Origin of the sequence: Sphingomonas sp. 179-I 2A4 NHS (genome assembly GCF_045369135.1) — a bacterium.
Lineage (GTDB): Bacteria > Pseudomonadota > Alphaproteobacteria > Sphingomonadales > Sphingomonadaceae > Sphingomonas.
On sequence record NZ_JBIQFL010000013.1, the window covers coordinates 1 to 21,768 of the forward strand.

The 21,768-nt window shown below is 65.0% G+C and carries 16 protein-coding genes; 8 read left to right on the forward strand and 8 right to left on the reverse strand.

Features of this window, described 5'->3' with window-relative positions; genetic code table 11:
- Positions 1-783 precede the first annotated feature (783 nt).
- Positions 784-1,545, forward strand: a complete 762-nt coding sequence (locus ACH0CP_RS16360; RefSeq protein ID WP_294444273.1) for a FadR/GntR family transcriptional regulator — start codon at positions 784-786, stop codon at positions 1,543-1,545.
- A gap of 8 nt (positions 1,546-1,553) precedes the next feature.
- Here ACH0CP_RS16360 and ACH0CP_RS16365 read toward each other — a convergent pair whose 3' ends face one another.
- The 4 genes from ACH0CP_RS16365 to ACH0CP_RS16380 all read right to left on the reverse strand — a co-directional run bounded on the left by ACH0CP_RS16365 (position 1,554) and on the right by ACH0CP_RS16380 (position 6,456).
- Positions 1,554-2,480 (reverse strand): Gfo/Idh/MocA family protein, encoded by a 927-nt coding sequence (locus ACH0CP_RS16365; RefSeq protein ID WP_406889814.1) that lies wholly within the window; start codon positions 2,478-2,480, stop codon positions 1,554-1,556.
- Positions 2,480-3,457 carry an AraD1 family protein gene (araD1, locus tag ACH0CP_RS16370; RefSeq protein ID WP_406889812.1) on the reverse strand — a complete coding sequence of 326 codons (978 nt, stop codon included), beginning with the start codon at positions 3,455-3,457 and terminating at the stop codon, positions 2,480-2,482. The genes ACH0CP_RS16365 and araD1 overlap by 1 nt, the downstream gene beginning before the upstream one ends.
- A 25-nt stretch (positions 3,458-3,482) precedes the next feature.
- A complete protein-coding gene (locus tag ACH0CP_RS16375) occupies positions 3,483-5,060 on the reverse strand; it encodes an aldehyde dehydrogenase (NADP(+)) (protein WP_406889810.1) in 1,578 nt (525 codons plus the stop codon).
- 79 nt (positions 5,061-5,139) lie between these two features.
- Entirely contained in the window at positions 5,140-6,456 is a 1,317-nt protein-coding gene (locus ACH0CP_RS16380; protein ID WP_406889808.1) for a sugar MFS transporter, read from the reverse strand.
- 95 nt (positions 6,457-6,551) lie between these two features.
- On the opposite strand from ACH0CP_RS16380, the gene ACH0CP_RS16385 reads away from it, so the two are divergent.
- From ACH0CP_RS16385 to ACH0CP_RS16410, 6 genes are all read left to right on the forward strand, one after another.
- Entirely contained in the window at positions 6,552-7,700 is a 1,149-nt protein-coding gene (locus ACH0CP_RS16385; protein ID WP_406889807.1) for an aldose epimerase family protein, read from the forward strand.
- A gap of 14 nt (positions 7,701-7,714) precedes the next feature.
- Entirely contained in the window at positions 7,715-9,511 is a 1,797-nt protein-coding gene (locus tag ACH0CP_RS16390) for an IlvD/Edd family dehydratase (RefSeq protein ID WP_406889805.1), read from the forward strand.
- Positions 9,512-9,590: 79 nt separating this feature from the next.
- The gene (locus tag ACH0CP_RS16395; protein WP_406889803.1) at positions 9,591-11,228 is read left to right on the forward strand and encodes a glycoside hydrolase family 43 protein; all 1,638 of its coding nucleotides are present in this window, start codon (positions 9,591-9,593) and stop codon (positions 11,226-11,228) included.
- 40 nt (positions 11,229-11,268) lie between these two features.
- A complete protein-coding gene (locus ACH0CP_RS16400; RefSeq protein ID WP_406889801.1) occupies positions 11,269-12,408 on the forward strand; it encodes a fumarylacetoacetate hydrolase family protein in 1,140 nt (379 codons plus the stop codon).
- Positions 12,409-12,425: 17 nt separating this feature from the next.
- Positions 12,426-13,208 carry an SDR family NAD(P)-dependent oxidoreductase gene (locus ACH0CP_RS16405; RefSeq protein ID WP_406889799.1) on the forward strand — a complete coding sequence of 261 codons (783 nt, stop codon included), beginning with the start codon at positions 12,426-12,428 and terminating at the stop codon, positions 13,206-13,208.
- Complete coding sequence (locus tag ACH0CP_RS16410) at positions 13,199-14,083, forward strand: SMP-30/gluconolactonase/LRE family protein (protein ID WP_406889797.1); 885 nt, start codon at positions 13,199-13,201, stop codon at positions 14,081-14,083. The genes ACH0CP_RS16405 and ACH0CP_RS16410 overlap by 10 nt, the downstream gene beginning before the upstream one ends.
- A 50-nt stretch (positions 14,084-14,133) precedes the next feature.
- Here the strand turns inward: ACH0CP_RS16410 and ACH0CP_RS16415 are convergent, their stop codons facing one another.
- From ACH0CP_RS16415 to ACH0CP_RS16430, 4 genes are all read right to left on the reverse strand, one after another.
- Positions 14,134-15,567 carry a sugar porter family MFS transporter gene (locus ACH0CP_RS16415; RefSeq protein WP_406889795.1) on the reverse strand — a complete coding sequence of 478 codons (1,434 nt, stop codon included), beginning with the start codon at positions 15,565-15,567 and terminating at the stop codon, positions 14,134-14,136.
- A gap of 114 nt (positions 15,568-15,681) precedes the next feature.
- A complete protein-coding gene (locus ACH0CP_RS16420) occupies positions 15,682-16,755 on the reverse strand; it encodes a LacI family DNA-binding transcriptional regulator (protein WP_294444298.1) in 1,074 nt (357 codons plus the stop codon).
- A gap of 53 nt (positions 16,756-16,808) precedes the next feature.
- Positions 16,809-17,816 carry a cupin-like domain-containing protein gene (locus ACH0CP_RS16425; RefSeq protein ID WP_294444299.1) on the reverse strand — a complete coding sequence of 336 codons (1,008 nt, stop codon included), beginning with the start codon at positions 17,814-17,816 and terminating at the stop codon, positions 16,809-16,811.
- The gene (locus ACH0CP_RS16430; protein ID WP_406893930.1) at positions 17,813-18,547 is read right to left on the reverse strand and encodes a SapC family protein; all 735 of its coding nucleotides are present in this window, start codon (positions 18,545-18,547) and stop codon (positions 17,813-17,815) included. The genes ACH0CP_RS16425 and ACH0CP_RS16430 overlap by 4 nt, the downstream gene beginning before the upstream one ends.
- 219 nt (positions 18,548-18,766) lie before the next feature.
- On the opposite strand from ACH0CP_RS16430, the gene ACH0CP_RS16435 reads away from it, so the two are divergent.
- The gene (locus ACH0CP_RS16435) at positions 18,767-21,724 is read left to right on the forward strand and encodes a TonB-dependent receptor (protein WP_406889791.1); all 2,958 of its coding nucleotides are present in this window, start codon (positions 18,767-18,769) and stop codon (positions 21,722-21,724) included.
- Positions 21,725-21,768: the final 44 nt, after the last annotated feature.

The following is a 21,768-nucleotide window of genomic DNA, read 5'->3' on the forward strand; positions in this document are numbered from 1 at the left end:
ATCTAGGTAAACCACCCCAACCCGTCAAACCCTTTTTGCAACTTTCTTACACACACCCCCAAAACCAACGCTTTCCCGCCGGTTTTGGGATCCGCAGTAGGGCCAACCGGCTTTGTCCCCCGCCCGAAAAATACGAATCGGAGCCCTGGTCGAGGCGGCGTGTGCCGCTCACGCCCCGCAGAGGCATCTTTGTGCCGCCCGTCGAGTTTGCGCTCAGGCACCACCTCGCTATCCGTGAGGTTGCTCCGGCCACTCGCCTCCGGCGCGCCCCACGCTCGAGGCGTCTCATCCAGGCTTATCCAGGCGAAGTGATGATCTCAGCTGGAGCTACATAGGGCTAATTCGAACCTGATGGTAGCGATCGCGGTGTCGACGCCGCTCGTCCGGCCCAAGCATTCAATCGAGATGCGCTTGAGCGCGTCAACAGAGGGTTTGGCTGCTCGTGATGTTGAGTGGGCCGACCGACAGGCTGTTCGGCCCGGTGTCGGCCTGGGCCTTCAGACATCCGCCATTGATGTTGATCGACGTTCGCGACGTGGATCCGGCCATCGATTCCAACTTAATAGCAAACGCCTTTGCTGACGTTCCGGATATGCAGATTCCCTGCAAGGACGGTCGTCGCTAGCCGATCCTTGAGGTCAAACGCCACGGTTACGATGGTCAGCTCGTTGACCTGCGGCACGCAATCAACCATCGCACGCGCGTAGGGCTGATCGAACCGTGGGCAGTCTGCGTTCTGAACTTGCGCGGCCCGGGGCGGTCGGCGCCTCATCAGGAGCAGTCATGAAGGATCAGAAGATCGCCGGGACCCTCGAGCAGAATAACGGCAAGGTTACCCGCCAGACGCGCGGCACCGGGCGACGGTTGCACGGCGCCATCGCGCACAAGATTGGGACCGCAATCCTGACCGGCGAATACAGCCCGGGCGATACGTTATCCGGCGAAGTTGCCTTTTCCGAACAGCTCGATGTGTCGCGCAGTGCGTATCGTGAGGCGATTCAGGCGCTGGCGGCGAAGGGACTGGTCGAAAGCCGGCCAAAGGCCGGGACGCGCGTGCTGCCGCGCGAGCGCTGGAACCTCCTCGATCCGGATGTGCTTGGCTGGGCATTTGCCAGCGGGCCCGATCTGCAGTTCGTGCGGTCGCTATTCGAGTTGCGTGCGATCGTCGAACCCGCCGCCGCCGGACTGGCAGCGCAGCGGCGCGACCGCATGGAGCTGAAGCAGATCAAGGATGCACTCTCGGCGATGCGCCGCCACACGCTGGCGACCGATGAGGGCCGAGCGGCCGATCGCGACTTCCATCGCGCCATCCTGCATGCAACGCACAACGATGCGTTGATCGTGCTCAGCGCCAGCATCGGCGCGGCCGTCAACCTGACGACGCAGTTCAAGCAGCGGGCCCGTGCCCTGCCCCGCAACCCGATCCCTGACCATGTGAAGGTGTACGAAGCGATTGCGCGCGAGGATGCGGCCGGCGCGACCGAGGCAATGCGGCTGCTGATCGAGCTGGCACTCGACGACACGAAGAACATGACTGAGGACTGAGCGGGCGCTCAGTCCTCAAACGGCTCAACGATGGTCGAGCGGCACCGAAGAAAGGCGTCGGCGACGAGCTGGAACGGCGAGCGATCGACGTCGCTGCGCGCGTCGCCGATCAGCCGGGCAAAGTGCGCGTAGAGCTGCGGATACTCCTGCTCGGTGCCGACTGGGCGATCAACACCGTCGATCGCCATGCGGGCACCACCCTCGCTAAGATGCAGCACCCCTCCGCCGGTGCTGACGACAATATCCCATGTCTGGGAGCCCTGCTGCCGCCAGTCGAATGCCGCGCGGATCGGTGCGCCACCCGCCTCCTCCATATGGAGATCAGCGGCGATTGGCGCCGCGCGATTGACCGGGCGCTCCAGCGTGCCGCCCCGTAGGTGGAAAGGACGCGGAAGGATCGCGGTGGCGATCGACAGCGCGTTGATGCCGGGATCGAACACGCCAAGCCCGCCGGGCTCCCAAATCCATTGCTGGCCGGGATGCCACCGTCGGACATCCTCTTTCCAGACGATTTCGACCCGCTCGATCCGCCGCTCTCTCAGCCAGTTACGCGCGGCCGGGACCGCCGGGGCGTAGCGCGAGTGCCACGCCGCAAAAATGGTGGTGCCAGCCGCTGCGGCAAGCGCGGCGAGCGTTTCGATCTCCGATAGCGTCGCCCCCGGCGGCTTTTCGAGCAGCACGTGCTTGCCGGCGCCGGTTGCCATGACTGCGGCGTCGAAGCGCGCCTGGGGCGGCTGGCACATCGCCAGTGCATCCACCGGGACGTCGGATGCGAGAAGCGCGTCTAGCGAGGCAAATACCGGCAGATCAGGGTGGCGTGCAACGGGATCGACGCCAGCCACCAACTCGAACGCAGCCGAGGCGCGGATCGCGGGGATGTGCTGGTCGTGCGCGATCTTGCCGAGCCCGACGATAGCGATGCGGATCGCCGCCATCAGATCGCGCGCACCTGTGTATTCTCGGGTGACGCGCGCCCAACGGGATTGCGGGCCGGCAACGTGAACGGCGGCGCCACGATCTCGAAGATGTCACCTTCTTGCGTCCGCACGCCATCGCTGAATGACAGCGTGGCAGTGCCGAAGAAGTGGACATGGAGGTCACCCGGGCGGCGGAACAGGGCGTACTTGAAATGGTGATGCTCAAGATTGGAGAGACTGTGCGACATGTTCGCCTCGCCCGAGATGAATGGCTTTTCCCAGATCGTCTCGCCCGCGCGGATGATCCGGCTCGTCCCCTCGATGTGCCGGGGCAGCGCGCCGAGCAGCAGCTCCGGGCCGAGCGCCGCCGGGCGCAGCTTCGAGTGGGCAAGCCAGAGGTAATTGCCGCGCTCAGTGACGTGGTCCGAAAACTCGTTGCCAAGCGCGTAGCCGAGGCGAACGGGAGTCCCGTCGTTCGCGATCAGAAAGATGCCGGCGATTTCCGGTTCCTCGCCGGCGTCAAGCGCGAAGCTGGGCGATGGCAGCGGCGCGCCCGGCGCGATGAGGGATGAGCCGTCCCCCTTGTAGAACCATTCGGGCTGCGCTCCGATCTCGCCGCACGCGGGCTTGCCGCCTTCCACCCCCATCAGGAACATACGCATCGAATCGGTCTGCTGCGCAGCGTCCACCATCGCGCGGTGCATCTTGTCGCGCCCCTCCGCAGAGCCGAGATGCGTCAGCCCTGTGCCAGTGAGCAGCAGGTGAGCTGGATCTTCATGGTCGACGGGCGCGAGCAGCGTGACCTCGGCAAGGTCGAGCGTCCCCGCCGCCAGCTCGCTCGCAAGCGTCGACAGCGTCGTCCCCTCCGCAAGCGCCCGCTTCGCCAGCGCAATGACGCTGGGCGTATCCCGAAGCACCTGGGCGGTGCCGCCTTCGAGCAGCGCGACCCCGCGTGTTCGATCCGCGGCACAGAACTGAACGAGTGATTGCGACATAACGGCCCTTTCGGCGCGAGGATCGTCAGGCGGGGGTGCGGACCCCGTCAATGCGGCGCACTACGCCGCACGGGTTATCTTCGCGCAATGCGGCGGGGAGCAGCGAATCCGGCATATCCTGAAAGCATACCGGCCGCAGGAAGCGCGCGATTGCCAGCGCGCCGACCGAGGTTGTGCGACTGTCGCTCGTCGCGGGATAAGGGCCGCCGTGGACCATGGCATGGCTTACCTCGACGCCTGTGGGCCAGCCGTTAGCGAGCACCCTCCCCGCCTTCTCCGCGAGTAGGGGGACGAGCGGCGCAACGAGCGGCTCGTCTTCCGGGTCGAACAGCAAGGTCGCAGTGAGTTGGCCTTCCAGCCGGCGAACGATGCGCGCTATCTCGTCGAGGTCGGAGGCGCGCACGATGATCGAGGAGGACCCGAACACCTCATGGCTCAGCGTCGCGTCGCTCATGAAAGCGTCACCATCGGTTGCGAACAACGCGCCACGCGCCTGATTTATGCCTTCGCCAACTGGCCCGCGCGCGATTACGGACACGGCCGCGTGAGCCTCAAGCGACGCTACGCCTTGTTCGAAGGCGCCGTGGATGGCGGGGGTCAGCATCTGACCCGCAGGCGTGCGGCCGAGCGCCTCGACCGCCGCCTGTTCGAAGGCGTCGAGCTCGCTTCCGGCGAGCGCCACGACAAGGCCGGGATTGGTGCAGAACTGTCCCGCCCCCTGCGTCAGCGAGGCGACATAAGCGGCGCCCAAGGCGGCACCACGCGACCTTGCTGCGGCCGGGAAGAGTAGCACCGGGTTGATGCTAGACATCTCGGCATAAACCGGGATCGGCTCCGCGCGCTCACTGGCGATACGCACCAGCGCGAGACCGCCTGCGCGCGATCCGGTGAAACCGACCGCCTTGATCCGCGGATCCGCGACGAGAGCGCCGCCGAGCGCCTTGGTGGTGCCGGGCAGGTAAGAGAACACGCCCGCTGGCAGTCCCGCTTTCGCCACGGCGGCGCGCACGGCGCGCGCCACCAGTTCGCCGGTGCCAGGGTGGGCAGGATGGCCCTTCACCACGACCGGGCATCCCGCCGCCAAGGCCGAAGCGGTGTCGCCACCGGCGACGGAGAAGGCGAGCGGGAAGTTCGATGCGCCGAACACGGCGACCGGGCCGAGCGGCATGTTTACGCGGCGCAGGTCGGATCGCGGCAGCGGCTGCCGACCGGGCAACGCGGGATCGATCGTCACATCGAGCCAGCTGCCCTCGCGCAGCACCGCAGCGAACAGCCGCAGTTGACCCACGGTGCGCCCGCGCTCCCCCTCGAGCCGCGCGCGCGGCAGCCCGCTCTCCGCCATTGCGCGGACGATCAACGCGTCGCCGAGCGCCACGATTTCCTCCGCGGCACTTTCCAGAAAGGCGGCGCGTGCGTCAGGCGTCAGATCACGCAGCGCGGGGAAAGCGTCGGCAGCGAGGGCACAGGCGACAGCAACATCGTCCGTGCCGGCCTCGGCGAAGTCCGGGCCAAGTGCTGTTCCTGTCGCGGGATCGATCGCCTGGAAGGTCGTGCTGCCAATGCGCTCTTCCGCGCCGACTAGGATTGCTCCGGAAACGTCCATGCCGCACCTTTTGTCGGACAAAGAATAAGGCGGTATGCAGTTGCGGCCGCACGGTCAAGCGGGTGCGGAAACTGGCAGGTTAGTGGCCCGCCTCATGTCTCGCAGCGAGAAGCGGAACCCCGGGCTTCGCACCCCAAAGCGCGTAGAATAGGACATACAGGCTGCACAGCGCGGTCACGATAAACCCCCAATGCAGCCCGTAGAGATCCGCCAGCTTGCCTTGGATCGAAGCGAGCGCGCCGCCAGCGATGGACATGACGAGCAGACCCGATCCCTCCTCTGTCAACGGGCCCAGGCCGCGGATGGCGAGCGCGAAGATCGCGGGGAACATGATCGAGATGCCGAGGCCCACGGTGATCAGGCCGTACATCGCCGCCGGCCCGGACGCGAACACGGCCACCAGCGAACCCGCGGTGGCGATGAGCGCGAACAGCGCCAGAACCCGCTCTGCCGGGATCATTCGCATCAGCGCAGCTCCGGCGAAGCGGCCCACCATCATCCCGCCCCAGAAGAAGGTGAGATAGGTCGCGGCATGTTCCTGCGTCAGGTCAGCGACGCTCGGCTGGGAAACGAAGTTGATGAAGTAGCTGCCGACCCCGATCTCGGCGAGAACGCACAGCGCAATTCCGATACAGCCCAGAACAAGGTTTCGGTGGTTCAGCAGGGACAGACCGCTGCGTTCGTCGGCCGAGACGCGGGCGGTGGCTGAGCCAAGCGCCGGCAGTTTGGCCCGCGCGATCAGGATTGCCAGCACCGCCAGCACCAGCGCGACGATCAGGTACGGCAGCTCGGTTGCCCGCGCGTCGGCCATCCGCTGCTCGGGCGTGAGGAGCGTGCCGTGCGCCGTGGTTCCCGCCGTGGTGCGCGCCAGGATAAGGTACTTGCCGAAAAGGATCGCCAAAACGTCGCCGGTCGTGTTGAAGGCTTGCACCAGCGTGAGCCGCGATTCCGCGCTTTCGGGCGAACCGATTACCGCCACATAGGGGTTCGCCGCGACTTGCAGCAGCGCGATGCCGCACGAGACGGTGAACAGCGACCCGATCGTAACCCAGTAGGAGACGAGGGTCGCCGCCAGGATCATGCCCAGCGAGCCGAGCACCATTACCGCAAGGCCGGTGGTGAGGGCGCGCTGGTAACCGATGCGCTCGATCAGCTTCGCCGCCGGGATCGAGGCAAGCAAATAGCCGATGAACCATACGGATTCGATCAACCCCGTCTGAAAGTAGCTGAGATCGAACACGCTTCGCAGGTGGGGAAGTAGCGTGCCGTTGATGACGCTAATGAAGCCCCACATGAAGAACAGGCTGGCGAGCAGCGTCAGCGCCGGACGATAGCTGCCCGGCAGCACCGACGATGGATCCGTGTCGATCGGCGTCGTCATCTGGGAAATCGCCATGAACCTCTCCCCGCGCCGCAGCAGCGCTTGTCGTGCCGCGTTTTGTCTGACTATAAGCCGAAAGAAGCGGCATGCAATGTTGCCGGGAGAAGCGAATGCATACCACGTCCGTGCTGTCCCGGTTTTCGCTGGCCGCCGCCATGCTTCTGACCAGCGCAAGCGCCCTCGGCGCCTCCGCGAAGCGCGGAGTGTTCAGCACATTGCCGGACGGCACCGCCGTGGAAGCGGTGGAACTGGCGGGTGCGAACGGCGTCAGCGCCCGGATCATCACGCTCGGCGCGACCCTGCAGGCGCTCGTCGCGCCCGATCGCGCGGGGCGGCTGGCGGACGTGACGCTCGGCCATGATGACGCCCGCAGCTATGTGGAGAGGCCGAACTTCTGGGGCCAGACGATCGGTCGCTATGCCAATCGGATCGCCGGTGGCCGCTTCACGCTCGACGGCAAGACCTATCAGCTGTCGCAGAATGATCACACGAACTCCCTCCACGGCGGCGCGGACGGCTTCGACAAGCGCCTTTGGACGATCACGCGCGTCGGCGAGAAGGGCGGCGTGGCGAGCGTCACTATGCGCCTCGTCAGCCCCGCGGGCGATCAGGGGTATCCCGGCGCACTCACCACGGACGTGACCTATTCACTGGACGACAAGGGCGCCCTGACGATCGACTTCGCGGCCTCAACCGACGCACCAACCATCGTCAACCTTACCAACCATGCGATGTTCAACATGGCGGGAGAAGGCGCGCCGGGCGGCGCGATGACGCATCGGCTTACCATCCCGGCACGCCGCTTCACCCCCGTCGACGCAAGCCTGATCCCCACGGGCGAGTTGAAGCCAGTCGCTGGCACGCCGTTCGACTTCACCTCCCCTCGCTTGGTTGATGAGGTGGTGCGCGACGGCACGGACGCGCAGGTCGTGATAGGCCGCGGGATCGACCACAATTTCGTGCTGGACGCCGGCGCCACGCGCGAGCCCAAGCTCGCCGCACGGCTTGAGGACCCCGCATCGGGCCGGGTGCTCGAGGTGCTGACCGATCAACCCGGCGTGCAGGTTTACACCGGAAACTTCCTGGTGGGGGCGCTTATCGGGAAGCGCGGGCATGTCTACCGTATGGGTGATGGTATCGCGCTGGAGCCGCAGCTCTTTCCGGATACGCCCAACCAGCCGTCATTCGGCTCGGCCCGCATCGCCCCGGGCAAACCTTACCGCCACCGCATGATCTATCGCGTGTCAGTCGCGCGCTGAGACGAGGAACCCGTATGACCGACACGTGTGCCCCAAAGCTGCGCAGCCGCGCCTGGTTCGACAATCCCGAAAACATCGACATGACCGCGCTGTATCTCGAGCGCTACCTGAACTTCGGGCTGAGCCTGGCGGAGCTGCGTTCCGGCAAGCCGATCATCGGCATCGCACAGACCGGCAGCGACTTATCGCCGTGCAACCGCCACCATCTCGTGCTCGCCGAGCGCGTTAGAGAGGGGATACGCGAAGCGGGCGGGATCGCGCTCGAGTTCCCGGTCCACCCCATCCAGGAGACGGGCAAGCGACCGACCGCCGGGCTTGATCGCAACCTTGCCTATCTCGCGCTGGTTGAGCTGCTGTACGGCTATCCGCTCGACGGCGTCGTGTTGACGACTGGCTGCGACAAGACAACGCCGGCGTGCCTGATGGCGGCGGCCACGGTGAACATCCCGGCGATTGCGCTCTCGGTGGGGCCAATGCTCAACGGCTGGTTCAAGGGCGAGCGCACCGGATCGGGCACCATCGTGTGGAAGGCGCGCGAGATGCTGGCGGCTGGCGAGATCGACGACGCAGGCTTCATCAAGCTTGTCGCCTCCTCAGCACCGTCGACGGGCTATTGCAACACGATGGGCACGGCAACGACGATGAACAGCCTTGCCGAAGCGCTGGGCATGATGCTGCCCGGCTCTGCCGCCATCCCGGCGCCATACCGGGACCGACAGGAGGTGGCGTATGAGACAGGCAAGCGGATCGTGGCGATGGTGGCCGAGGACCTGAAGCCGACCGACATCCTGACGCGCGATGCGTTTCTGAACGCGATCGTCGTCAACTCGGCAATCGGCGGCTCCACCAACGCGCCGATCCACCTCGCCGCGCTCGCCCGCCATGTCGGTGCAGAGCTAGATATTACTGACTGGCAAACCTTCGGGCACAAGGTGCCGTTGCTGGTCAACCTGCAGCCGGCCGGCGAGTATCTGGGCGAGGATTACTACCGCGCCGGCGGGGTTCCGGCGGTCGTCGCGCAGCTGATGCGACAAGGGTTGATCCGCGAGGAGGCGCTCACCGTAAACGGGCGCACGATCGGCGACAATTGCCGCGACACGGCGATTGAGGACGAATCGGTGATCCGTCCGTTCGAACAACCGCTGGTGGAGGACGCCGGCTTCCTCGTGCTGAAGGGTAATCTGTTTGACGCAGCGGTGATGAAGACCAGCGTGATCGGCCCCGAGTTCCGAGAGCGGTATCTGTCGGATCCCAACGACCCGGATGCGTTCGAGGGGCCTGCAATCGTGTTCGACGGTCCGGAAGACTACCACCGCCGGATCGACGACCCGTTGCTCGATATCACGCCAGAAACGCTCATGTTCATGCGGGGGGCGGGACCGGTCGGTTATCCTGGCGCGGCCGAGGTCGTGAACATGCGGCCGCCCGCCTATCTGATCCGCGAAGGCGTCCACGCGCTGCCGTGCATCGGCGATGGGCGGCAGTCGGGAACGTCCGCCTCCCCCTCGATCCTGAACGCCAGTCCGGAGGCTGCGGCCGGCGGCGCACTGGCGCTGCTCCGGACGGGCGACCGCGTTCGCGTTGACTTGGCACGGGGCGAGGTCAACGTGCTGGTCGACGACGCCGAACTCGCCGAGCGCCGCCGGCAGCTAGAGGAAGCTGGCGGCTACGCTTATCCGGCTTCGCAAACGCCATGGCAGGAAATGCAGCGAGCGGTCGTCGGCCAGCTCAGCAGCGGCGCAATCCTTGAGGGTGCAGAGCGCTACCAGCGGCTCGCGCAGACCGCCGGCATTCCACGCGACAACCATTGACGCAGGTGTACCGCCGAGCCCAAGGCTGGCGACGAAAGGGGAGAGATGCTTGGGCCGGATGCTCGCCTTTGCTGCTACTATGTTATCGCTCCCACTTGCAGGTGAGGCGATCGGTCAGGTCGCACGGTTCGAGCGCTTCAGCTATCGCGGCTGGGCGCGCGAGCCGGTGAGGGTTGGTCCGAAGGCGTACCGCAACCCGATCCTGGCTGGTTATTATCCCGATCCCTCAGTCCTGCGCGTCGCCACGCGCTACTACCTCGTCAACTCGAGCTTCGCGCACTATCCAGGTCTTCCAGTGTTCACCTCGTCGGACCTGGTCCACTGGACGCAGATCGGCAATGCGATCGATCGCCCCGGCCAAGTCGATCTCGCCGGTCGGGCGGTATCCGAGGGCCTGTTTGCGCCCGATATTTCCTATCACGCGGGCACCTTCTTCATCGCCAACACCTGTGTCGAATGCGGGGGCAACTTCGTCATGACGGCGCGAGATCCCGCAGGCCCCTGGTCGGATCCTATCTGGTTGCCCTTCGAGGGCATCGATCCGTCGATCTATTGGGAAGGCGACCGAGCCTATATCGTCAACAACCGCGCTCCCGATGAGCCACCGCGCTACGACGGGCACCGGGCGATCTGGTTGCAGGAGTTGGACTGGCGCTCGGGAAAGATGGTCGGACCGGCGACACAGATCGTCAACGGCGGCGTCGACCTAGCGAAGCGTCCGGTATGGATCGAAGGACCGCACCTGCTCCGCCGCGATGGCTGGTACTATCTGATCGCGGCCGAAGGCGGCACAAGTGACAACCACTCACAGGTGGTATTCCGGTCGAGGACCCTGCGCGGGCCGTATGAACCGTTCGCGGGCAATCCGATCCTCACGCAGCGGGACCTGGCAAGCGATCGCACCAATCCCGTCACGTCCGCGGGCCACGCCAAGTTCGTGCAGACGCCGGCCGGCGACTGGTGGGCGACCTTTCTCGCCACCCGTCCCTATGCGGGCGACCGTTACGCGACGGGCCGGGAGACGTTTCTGCTGCCGGTCACCTGGAAGGATGGCTGGCCCACCATCCTGCCGCACGGGACGCCAATTCCGCTCGTGCTGCCGCGGCCAGCGCTACCTATGGCGAGCGATGCGACCGCCCAGCCTGCGGGTGATCTCTCCTATGTCGACGAGTTCGGTGGCGAACAGCTGGACTCCGCGTGGATCGGTGTGCGGATCCCGCCCATGCCATTCCACCGCCTGACCGGCGGCGCCCTCGAGCTGCGCTCGGGGGCCCGGCTCGGCGATCGTGGCGGTACGCCAGCATTTCTTGCGCGGCGCCTGCAGCACCAGCGTGCGACGATTGCGACCACCCTCACCTTTCAGCCGACGCGGGATGGGGCGCGCGCTGGGCTGGCAGCGGTACAGAGCGACACCTCCAACCTGTTCTTCGGCATCATCAGTCGGGGCGGCGCGCGGGCCGTCGCCCTGTACACGCGTGATCGCGCCGAAACCGAAACGCTGGTCGCGCGGGCACCGGTGGAGGATGACGGCGCAGTGACGCTTACGGTGGAGTTCGCGAGCGGAACGCTCCGCTTCTCCTATCGCACCGGCGTGGGGCCGAACAGGACGCTCAAGCAGGAGGTCGACGGGACCCTGCTGACCACCGCTCGCGCGGGCGGCTTCGTCGGCACCGTGATCGGCCCGTACACCTTTACGCCTTCGGCAGGTCGCCAATGACGACGCGCCTGCCTCGCCCCTTAACCCATGGAGCCTGTCGATGATCCGCTTCGACCCCGATCTTGAACTTGGCGAAGGCTGGCGCGCGGGACGATGGCTGGGCCGCGTTGACCTCGGCGATGGGCCGACGCCGATCCTAGTCGTTGACGGCATCACTTACGATATGAGCAAGGTCGCGCCGACCACCGCTGACCTGATCGCCGAAGATAAGCTGAGCGCCGCGCTTGGTCGGGCAATCGGCGACTTTGCGGAACTCGGTCTCAGCCCGGATGAGCACCCTCGCCTGCTCGCCCCGGTCGATTTGCAGTGCATCAAGGCGGCCGGCGTCACCTTTGCCGTGTCCGCGCTGGAGCGAGTCATCGAGGAGCGCGCGCGCGGCGATGCAGGCGGCGCGGCGGCAGTGCGGCAGCGGCTGGAAGAGCGGATCGGTGGCGGACTAGCGGCGGTAGTCCCGGGAACGGCCGAAGCGGCAGCGCTCAAAGCGGCATTGATCGGCGAAGGTCTCTGGTCACAATACTTGGAGGTCGCGATCGGGCCGGACGCCGAGATCTTCACCAAGGCGCCGCTGCTGTCCGCGGTCGGCTGGGGCGCACCGGTCGGCATTCGCTCGGATTCAACCTGGAACAATCCCGAACCCGAAGTGGTGCTGCTCGTCGGGCCGTCGGGCAAGGTGGTCGGTGCGACGCTCGGCAACGACGTTAACCTGCGCGATTTCGAGGGCCGGTCAGCGTTGCTGCTGAGCAAGGCGAAAGACAATAATGCCTCGTGCGCGATCGGTCCGCTGATGCGTCTGTTCGACGACAGGTTCACAATGGATCACGTCCGCGAGGCGCAGGTCACGCTGCGCATCGACGGACCCGACGGATACCTGCTCGAAGGCGCAAGCAACATGCGCGAAATCAGCCGCGATCCGCAGGAACTGGTGCGCCAGGCGATGAGCGAGCACCATTTCCCTGACGGGTTCGCGCTGTTCCTCGGCACGTTGTTCGCGCCCACCAAGGACCGCGACACGCATGGTAGCGGCTTCACGCACAAGGTCGGCGACCAGGTGACGATCGCATGTCCCGGCCTCGGCCGGCTGGTCAACACCGTCACCACCTCACGCGACGCACCCCCGTGGCAGTTTGGTGTCAGTGCGCTGATGCGTAACCTTGCCGCCCGCGGCCTCCTCGCCGCCTGACGATGCCGGAGATTTCCTTGGCCGACCTGCCCGATCCTGCGCGCTGCGCCATCTATCCTTCACTCCGCGATAAGCGCGTGCTGATCACCGGTGGTGCGTCAGGGATCGGAGCAGCGCTTGTGGAAGCCTTTGTCGCGCAGGGTGCGCGTGTGGCGTTCGTCGATTTGCTGCCGGAACATGGGATGGCGCTGGCCGAGCGGCTCGCCGGGACGACTGTTCATCCGCCGCGGTTCTGCGAGCTTGACCTCACCAAACTCGACGACGTTGCCAAAGCCGTCCCAGCACTGATCGGCGCGCTCGGGGGGCTCGACATCCTTGTCAACAATGCCGCCAATGACGATCGCCATCGGCCTGAGGAGGTGACGCCCGCGTATTGGGACGATCGCATGGCGATTAACCTGCGCCACCTGTTCTTCGTCACGCAGGCCGCGGTGCCCGCGCTGCGGCTGGCGGGCGCCGGCTCAGTGATCAATTTCGGGTCGATCAGCTGGCACCTCGGTTTGCCCGACCTGATCCTCTACCAGACGGCCAAGGCAGCGATAGAGGGGCTGACGCGAAGTCTGGCACGCGACCTGGGCCGTGAGAACATCCGGGTGAACGCGATCATCCCGGGCAACGTCCAAACGCCGCGCCAGCAGAAATGGTACACTCCCGAAGGCGAAGCGCAGATCGTCGCGGCGCAATGCCTGGACGGGCGCGTCCAGCCGTTCGACATCGCCGCGATGGCGCTTTTCCTCGCTTCCGACGACGCGCGGATGTGCACCGGCCACAATTACTGGGTAGATGCGGGATGGCGATAGAACCGCAGCACTATCTGAAGGTCGGCGCCACGTTGGGCGAGGGCCCCCTGTGGTGCGATGACGCGCTGTGGTTCGTCGACATCAAGGAACAAGCGATCTACCGACACCGGCCAGGAGCTGCGCTGGAGCAATGGTCTGCCCCGGACCAGGTCGGCTGGGTGCAACCTGCCGCCGACGGCACGATGATCGCCGGGCTGAAATCCGGTCTTCACACCTTCGATCCCGGCACTGGTGGCTTCGCGCCGCTGGCGGCGGTCGAAGCGGAGCGGCCGGGTATCCGCCTGAACGACTCAACGGTCGATCCGCTTGGGCGCCTGTGGTTCGGCTCGATGGATGATGCCGAAGCTGCGCCAAGCGGCGCGATCTATCGCGCCGACGGGCGCGGCATCGTGCGGGCGATCGACGGCATCTGCATCACTAATGGCCCTGCGCTGTCGCCTGACGCGCGCACGCTCTACCATTGCGACACGCTTAGTGGGACCATCTGGCGGTGTGACATCGACGAGGACGGTACGATCACGAGTACCCAGGCCTTCGTGTCCGTCGACGTACGGACGCTGGGGTTCCCGGACGGACCGATCGTGGATGCAGACGGTTTCCTCTGGGTCGGCTTCTTCGGCGGTTGGTGCGTCCGCCGCTACGCCGCCGATGGGCGGCAGGTGGACGAAGTGCGCTTTCCCGTTGCCAACGTCACCAAGATTGTCATCGGCGGCAACGATGGGCGCACCGCTTTCGTCACTACGGCCCGCAAGGGCTTGGACGCCGCTGAACGGGCGCGACAGCCGATGGCGGGGGACGTATTCACCTTCGCCGCCGGTGTCGGAGGCCAGCCCGCTACGCGCGTGAGTGCGCTGAACCCCAAATTGATTGGATGATCACCGCAGCGCGGAGCGGCTGCGAGGCCGCCGCTCCGCGCTGCAGAGCATCAGCCGTGCATCGCCTCGAGTTCGCGCCCGCGCGTCTCCGTCACCATCCGGCGGACGAAGAAGAACGACACCGCCGCAAAGAAGGCATAGCCGTAGTAGGTTACCGACAGCCCCGGTGAGACAGCGAGTGCGGGAAAGCTGACCGAGACGGCGGCGTTGGCGATCCATTGCGCGAAACCCGACACGGCGAGGCCGGAGCCACGGATCTGGTTCGGGAACATTTCACCCAGCATCACCCACATCACCGGGCCCCAGCTGATGTTGAACATGATGACGAAGAGATTGGCCGCGACCAACGCGACGATCCCGAACGAGCCAGGCAGGCTGACGGCCCCGTCGGCGCCGGTGATGGCGGTGGAGAACGCAAAAGCGACCACCGCCAGCGTCACCGCCATGCCAGCCGAGCCGATCAGCAGCAGCGGTTTGCGCCCGATCCGGTCGACGGTGGCGATGGTGAACAGGCACGCAGCGATCGAGAGCACGCCCGAGAGGATGTTCGTCTGAAGCGCATTCTCTTCCGAAAAGCCGACCGCCTCCCACAGTGTGGCGCCATAATAGAAGACCACGTTGATGCCGACGAGCTGCTGGAAGACTGCGAGGCCGACGCCCGCCCAGAGGATCGGCCGGATCCGGCCGGTGCTCTTGTCGACAAGGTCTGAAAGCTTGGGGCGGTGATGGTCACCAGCGAGACTGCCGCGGATCTCGGCCACCTTGCGTTCCGCCTCCGCAGTGCCGACCAGCCGCGTGAGCACTGCGGCCGCTTCTGCGTCACGCCCGCGGGCGACGAGGTAGCGCGGGCTCTCCGGGATAGAAGTCAACGCTAACAGGTAGATCAGCGCGGGGATCGACTGGAGCCAGAACATCCAGCGCCATGCAGGATAGCCGAGCCAGAACTCGGCGGTCGAGCCACCAGCATATCGGGCCAGCACGTAGTTCGCGACGAATGCGCCGGTAAGCCCGGTGATGATCATCACCTGCTGCAGGGTAGAAAGGCGTCCGCGGAGATGCGCCGGCGCAACTTCGGAGATGTAGACGGGCGAGATCACGCTTGCCGCGCCGACGCCCAGGCCGCCGATTATGCGCGCGATGATGAACACCACCGAGCCGCCTGCCGCACCGGCGAGCAGCGCCGAAACGAGAAACAGTATCGCGGCGAGCATCATCACGCCGCGCCGACCAATCCGGTCCGCCAGCCGCCCTGCACCAAAGGCGCCCACGGCGGAGCCGACCAGGATGGCGCCGACGTTGATCCCGACCCCGAGCCGGCCAAGATCGAACGCGGCCTCCAAGCCCTTCTGCGTGCCGTTGATGACGCCGGAATCGTAGCCGAACATGAAGCCGCCGATGGTGGCAACGGCTACAATCATGGCGATTAGACCATGGTTTATCGAACTGGAGTCGCCGGCGATTTCCGCCCGCAAAGTGTCGGTCATCGTAATCCTCCCTTGCGATGCCCGGCTTGTGCGAAGTGACGGCCGCCGGGTTTCTCGCTGACAACGATGGTAACGCTATCATTCACGGATGGCGCGTCAAGCGCGCTTGCTGGATTAGAGCTTCTTGGGCCGGACGCGCGGCGCAGCGTCGGATTGGCGCCGGATCAGCTCGAAGTCTAACAGGCGGTGCAGACTCGCTGCCGCTGGCTTCTGCGGCCGTAGCACCGACACCAGCATCTCGATCCCGACGCGCGCCATGTCGGCGATGGGCTGACGGATCGTGGTGAGTTCCGGCCAGATCACCGTCGCCAACGGCGTGTCATCGAACCCGCACACGGTGAGGTCGGCGGGTACGTCGATGCCACGGCGATGCGCGACCGCGATCGTGGCGGCGGCCATGTCGTCGTTCGATGCAAAGATGGCGGTCGGGGGCTCGGGCAAATCGAGCAGTCGCTCCGCCGCATCGAGCCCCGAGCGATAGGTGAACCGCCCGTCGACAACCAGCGAATCGTCCAGAGCGATTCCAGCCTGGGCGAGCGCGGCACAATGCCCATCCAGCCGTCGACCGCTCGCCGCCAGCGCAGGATCGCCGGCGATAAACCCGATCCGCCTATGTCCGAGCGACATTAGATGCTGCGTCATGCGCAACGCCGCTTCTCGATCGTCGATGCCAACAGCGAGCGGCGCACCCGAGCAGGCAGTGGCTACGGCGACCGCGGGCACGCCGCTGCGCTTCAGGAGTTCGAGCATCGCGCCGCTTTCGCAGAGCGGCGGCGGCAGAAGCATGCCGTCGATACCGCCGGCGATCAGATGCCGCGCCACCTCAAGCTCGTCATGGCCGGGCTCACAACGCTCGACGATGATCTGGACGTCGGCGCGTGAAGCCTGTTCGAGGCTGCCGAGCAGAACCTCGCCGAGGAAGCCCGCGCTGGGATTGCTGTAGAGCATTCCGATGCGCGTGGGCGCCGACCCCGCGAGGCTGCGCGCCGCAGGATTGGGCGCGTAGTTCAGCGCGGCGATCGCAGCCATCACTGCCTCGCGGGTCGTGTCGCGCACGTTACTCTCGCCGTTGATGACACGCGATACCGTCATGGACGAAACGCCGGCGCGCTTTGCCACGTCGCTGATCGTCGGTGCGCCATGACGTGCACGTCGCTTCGAACGGACATTCGGCTCGGATAAGCTCATCGACGCGCGTTGCCTTTGTTCGGTGACCAGGCGACGCCGGTAATCGTCATCACTCATCCTCCTCGCAGCGCCCGCATCACGATGCTCCGGATGCGCCCGTAGTTGCCGCCCGCCAGCGGACCGAGGATCCCATGCCGCTCGGGCGGCAAGAATGCCAGTGGATGACCCTCTGGCCGAAAGACATAATGATCGAACCACGCCCGCCACGCCGCGCGTTCGCCCTCGGGTCGCTCGGCAATGGCGATCATCGCCAGAAGCATCGTCATATAGGGCTGATCCATTCCGGCGGCGAAGTCGTCCCACCAGAAGTTCACCAGTACATTCAGATCGCCCAACGCTTCTACCTGATGCCACCAGAGCTTGGGGATGTAGATCCCGTCACCAGGGGCTAGCTCGGCTACCAGGGCGCGTTCCCGAGCACGTTCGAACCGCGGGTAGCGTGGATCGCCCCCAGGCGATCCTGCGGCGAAGCTTACGGGTTGACCCGACAGCGTATGGTCGATCGGACCAACATAGAGATCGCCAACGGAGTCCGGTGGATAGAGCGTGAAGCGTCGACGTCCCGCGGCCACGACGGCGACATTGTCCTTGGTGTCATAGTGGCAGGCGATCGTCGACGCGTGGCCGATCCACAACCGCGGCCTGACGTTCTCCGGCAGGAACGGCAGCGGCGTCGCCCGTTCGATCCCGGGCAGGTACCGCTCTGATGGCAACGAGCCCATGTACATGCTCGGTTGGCCCGGCTCGTCGGCCGTGGCGACTATTCGCTCAACCGCATCACTGACCGGCAACGTCTCGCGATCGAAGTTGAATCCGGTCAGTTCGTCGTCGTAGAAATATCGAGCGCCGATCCCCGGCTTGCCGATGAACATCTCCGCGGGATTTCCTGCGTCGTGACGCCGAATGTGATCGATCACGCAGTCGGTCCCGCCCGCGAGCAGCGGCCACCCGCTCGCCACGCCGCGCATGAGAACGGGACGGCACGCCTCCATCACCTCCTGCCGGAAGGTGCCCGCGTTCGCGAGTGTGGCCGGATCTACGTGGTTGATCGGAGTGCTCATCGCGGGACGTTCACCAGGCTGTCGTTGCGACGCCGTGCCAGCGTCCGCAGGTGACGGACCGAGGCGGACTGCGCATATGCGAGTTGAAGGTCTCCGCAGCGAAACATCGTCAGCACCGATGCGTCAGGAAGGGCGTGCAGACGATCCAGGCTGACGGTGTAGAGCCCGTCGAGCCTGAGCGTCTCGCCGTTGTCGAAGCTCAGGGAAATGTCGATCGGCTCCAACAGCTTGTAGTCCAGAAAGCGCTGGATCAGCGCGTCGGTCGGCTCTAGCCCTTGGTGTAAGTTGCCTATCGCCGACTGCACCCGGCGCAGCGCGTCGGTTGGCTCGCCATCGCGCTCGAACAGCGGCTGCCCGGCCGGGTCGGAAAACACCGCGTGCTCGCGGTCAATCACCAGATGATCACCATCGACGAAGAAACCCTGCCGCTCGAGATCGGCAGGGCGGTAGTCGGGCAGTTGTCCATCCACCGCGTGCAGGTTCTGCCCAGGCTCAACGCCCATCAACACCCCTGCGTAGAATGCTCCTGTATCGGGCCGCTTGGTGAAGAGAATAGGATAATAGGGCGCGGCGAGCAGGAACTCGGTCGCCACAATTTGCGCAAAATGCCGGCCCTCGTCCCGACGGCGCGTCAGACGGAGCTCCGCGTGGGTTCGCGAATTAAGCAACTCTAGCGAAGGCATTCGGGTGCTCTCCTTTGGGACACAATACTTGGCAGTCTTCGCCGCCATTCTACATTCATCACTCAGACAAATGGTTGCATCGTCGAATGGGTGGTGTAATGTGAGCGGTAACGTAAGGGCTGGGCCTTCATCAGGTCAATGCCAGTGCGGCAATGCGTGATCGTAAATCTCCCGCACGAAAAGGGAGGGACGATCCAACGGAGGGGATTGGATACGATGGTTGATTGCCACCGCATTGGTGCTTTCGCGTCGCGGGGCCGACGCGCGATGAAGCTGGCTTATGCGCCCGGGCTTATTGCCCTCGCCTGGACGACACCGGTCGTAGCGCAGCAGAGCCAAGGCAACCTGCAGAGCAGCACCACAAGCCAGCCCGCGGCTCAGCAGCCCGCGGTGCCAGTGACCGCCAACACAACCACCGCAGCTCAGGCAGGCCTGCCGCAGGATCCGGCGACCGCGCCGGACGGCGCGCCGGGCAATCAGATCAGCGACGGCGGCGGCGCCGATATCGTTGTAACGGGCTTGCGCGAGTCGCTGCAGCGCAACCTTGACGTCAAGCGCGAGGCCATCGGTGTCGTCGACGTCATCTCCGCCGAGGACATCGGCAAATTTCCAGATTCCAACGTTGCTGCGTCGCTCCAGCGCCTGCCCGGCGTCTCGATCCAGCGCTCGGGCTCCCGGGGCGAGCCGACCGGCATCACCGTCCGCGGCTTCGGTGGCGACTTCAACACAACGCTCTATGACGGTCGCCGTATTTCGACCGCGACCGGCGGTCGCCAGATCGACTTCAGCACCGTCGGCGTCGACTTCATCGGTCAGTTGAGCGTCCTCAAGACCCCCGACATGTCGCTGGCGGCGAGCTCGATCGGTGCAACGGTCAATATCCAGTTCCCTAACCCGTTTGATCATCCGGGCTTCCGCCTGGCGGCGACCGCATCGGGGTCGCTTCAGGATCGGGCGGATCGGGTGGTGCCCACCGCCGGCCTGCTGATCAGCAGCACGAACGACGCCGAGACATTCGGCGTCCTCGCCAGCGCGATCTATACCCGCCGAGACACCGACACCAACCGCGTCTATGTCTCGGGATGGCCCGGCGGCCGCTATGCCCCTTGCCAGACCACCGCAAGCTGTACGCCCGAACAGCTTGCCGACAAGAGCCTGGTCGGCTGGTTCCCGCAACAATATGGCGCCGAGCAACAGCGGGTCGAGGACGAGCGCTTCGACGGCCGCGTCTCTTTCCAGTTCCATCCCAACGATGATCTCATGATCACGCTGGACAACAACTTCTCGCGCCAGAAGGTGACCCAGAACAATTATGCGTTCGGCGTGTGGTTCAATCAGTCAGACCTGCGCAACGTGACGGTCGACGAAAACGGAACCTTCGTGGACTTCACGCAGGCCGGCAGCCCGACTGACTTTACCTCCGCGCTGAACAAGGAAATCCTGCAGACGAACCAGACGGGCCTCAACGTCAAGTACGACGCATCCGAGAACCTGACCTTCGAGGCGGACGGCGCCTACGCCAAAAGCTGGCGCAACCCGGGCGACGTCATCGGCAGCCTGAACGCCGATATCGGCTATGGTGGCCTGCTGGGCTCCAATTCGCGCTTCACCGTCCCCGGCAAAAGCAGCGACAGCTTCCCCTCGCTCAGCAATTACGGTCCGGCCGGAGACAGCACGCGCTGGGCGGACACGTCGCTCATCGGCTCGCACGTCACCGTCAACCAGACGCAGCGCAACACGGACGAACTGTGGCAGTTCCGCGGCGTCGCCACCTGGAAGCAGGAAGACCTGTCAGTCAGGCTCGGCGGGCAATATTATCAGGACAAGTTCAATTTCCGGAACGAAAGCACCTTCGTCAACAACTTCTGGCAGGCCTATGCAGGCTATGGTGCACCTTCGGGTCGTGCCACCGGCATCGCGCCGCTGCCGAGCAGCCTCTACCGGGGCTCGATCAGCCTCAACGATTTCATTCCCGGCTTCAAAGGCAGCCTGCCGCCGTCGGTATTCCTGTTCAGCCCGGTCGACTATCAGAATTATCTGAGTGGCCTTGGCAATCCGCAGGCCCAGAACATCCCCGGGTTCAATTACCCGGAGGTCAGCGGCTTCACCGGGCGGTTCACCCAAGCGCTGGACGCCGGCAGCGTCCGCGACATCACCGAGAAGACGTGGGCGCTGTTCCTCACCACCAGCTTCCAGACCGAAATCGCGGGGATGCCATTTTTCTTCTCGGCGGGGATCCGCAACGAGAACACGCACATCACCGCAAACGGCAACGGGACGGTGCCGATCAGCATCCTGACGAGCGTGGCAGACCCGACACTGCTGACAGTCGTCCTGTCGCAACCACAAGCGCTGACCTCGAAGTCAAACTACAACTATCTGCTGCCGAGCATCGACCTGAGGCTCGAGATCACACCGGAGTTGCTAGTTCGCTTCGATGCGTCGCGCACTCTGACGCGCCCGACTCTTAACCTCCTGTATCCGCAGCTTAATGTCGGCACTGGCCAGCGCGTCAATGCGCTGACGGCGGCCGGCGGAAATCCGGCGCTGCTACCGTACCTGGCAGACAATTTCGACGTCGCGGCCGAATGGTACTATCAGCGGAACTCCTACCTTTCGGTCAATGCCTTCCTGAAAAACGTCAGCAACTTCATCGTCGGCGGCGTGACCCGCCAGACGATCAACGGCGTGATCGATCCGACTACCAACGCGCCAGCAAGCTTCGCGGTGTCGCAGCAGGTCAACGGGCCAGACGCGACGGTGCGCGGTATTGAGGTGGCCTGGCAGCATGTCTTCGGCGATAGCGGCTTCGGTTTCCAGGCGAATGCTACACTGGTCGATACCAACAAGCCCTATGACGATCAGGACATTTCGCAGAGTGGCTTCGCCGTCACCGGCCTAGCGAACTCCGCCAACTTCGTCGGCTTTTACGACAAGAACGGGTTCCAGATCCGCGCCGCGCTCAATTGGCGCGACAAATATCTGCTCCAGTTCGGCCAGAACCAGAATACAGGGTCATTTGGCGCTGAGCCCACCTTCATCAATGAGAGCTTCCAGATCGACCTTTCGAGTAGCTACGATATAAACAGGAACTTCAGCGTTTTCGGCGAGGTGCTGAACTTGAACAACAACCGGCAGAGCTCACACGGCAGGTTCGAGAACCAGCTTCTGGATGTGTTCGACTACGGCCGGCGCTACACCTTAGGAGTGCGTTACCGCTTCTGAGTCTCCCCTCCTGGCGGGTTGGCATGTCCTGGCCCGCCAGTTTT

Excerpts from the sequence above, each read along its gene's own strand:
- ACH0CP_RS16360 (WP_294444273.1), top strand. The coding sequence starts at position 784 with ATGAAGGATCAGAAGATCGCCGGGACCCTCGAGCAGAATAACGGCAAG.
- ACH0CP_RS16365 (WP_406889814.1), bottom strand. The coding sequence starts at position 2,480 with ATGGCGGCGATCCGCATCGCTATCGTCGGGCTCGGCAAGATCGCGCAC.
- araD1 (WP_406889812.1), bottom strand. The coding sequence starts at position 3,457 with ATGTCGCAATCACTCGTTCAGTTCTGTGCCGCGGATCGAACACGCGGG.
- ACH0CP_RS16375 (WP_406889810.1), bottom strand. The coding sequence starts at position 5,060 with ATGGACGTTTCCGGAGCAATCCTAGTCGGCGCGGAAGAGCGCATTGGC.
- ACH0CP_RS16380 (WP_406889808.1), bottom strand. The coding sequence starts at position 6,456 with ATGGCGATTTCCCAGATGACGACGCCGATCGACACGGATCCATCGTCG.
- ACH0CP_RS16385 (WP_406889807.1), top strand. The coding sequence starts at position 6,552 with ATGCATACCACGTCCGTGCTGTCCCGGTTTTCGCTGGCCGCCGCCATG.
- ACH0CP_RS16390 (WP_406889805.1), top strand. The coding sequence starts at position 7,715 with ATGACCGACACGTGTGCCCCAAAGCTGCGCAGCCGCGCCTGGTTCGAC.
- ACH0CP_RS16395 (WP_406889803.1), top strand. The coding sequence starts at position 9,591 with ATGTTATCGCTCCCACTTGCAGGTGAGGCGATCGGTCAGGTCGCACGG.
- ACH0CP_RS16400 (WP_406889801.1), top strand. The coding sequence starts at position 11,269 with ATGATCCGCTTCGACCCCGATCTTGAACTTGGCGAAGGCTGGCGCGCG.
- ACH0CP_RS16410 (WP_406889797.1), top strand. The coding sequence starts at position 13,199 with ATGGCGATAGAACCGCAGCACTATCTGAAGGTCGGCGCCACGTTGGGC.
- ACH0CP_RS16415 (WP_406889795.1), bottom strand. The coding sequence starts at position 15,567 with ATGACCGACACTTTGCGGGCGGAAATCGCCGGCGACTCCAGTTCGATA.
- ACH0CP_RS16420 (WP_294444298.1), bottom strand. The coding sequence starts at position 16,755 with ATGAGCTTATCCGAGCCGAATGTCCGTTCGAAGCGACGTGCACGTCAT.
- ACH0CP_RS16425 (WP_294444299.1), bottom strand. The coding sequence starts at position 17,816 with ATGAGCACTCCGATCAACCACGTAGATCCGGCCACACTCGCGAACGCG.
- ACH0CP_RS16430 (WP_406893930.1), bottom strand. The coding sequence starts at position 18,547 with ATGGCGGCGAAGACTGCCAAGTATTGTGTCCCAAAGGAGAGCACCCGA.
- ACH0CP_RS16435 (WP_406889791.1), top strand. The coding sequence starts at position 18,767 with ATGAAGCTGGCTTATGCGCCCGGGCTTATTGCCCTCGCCTGGACGACA.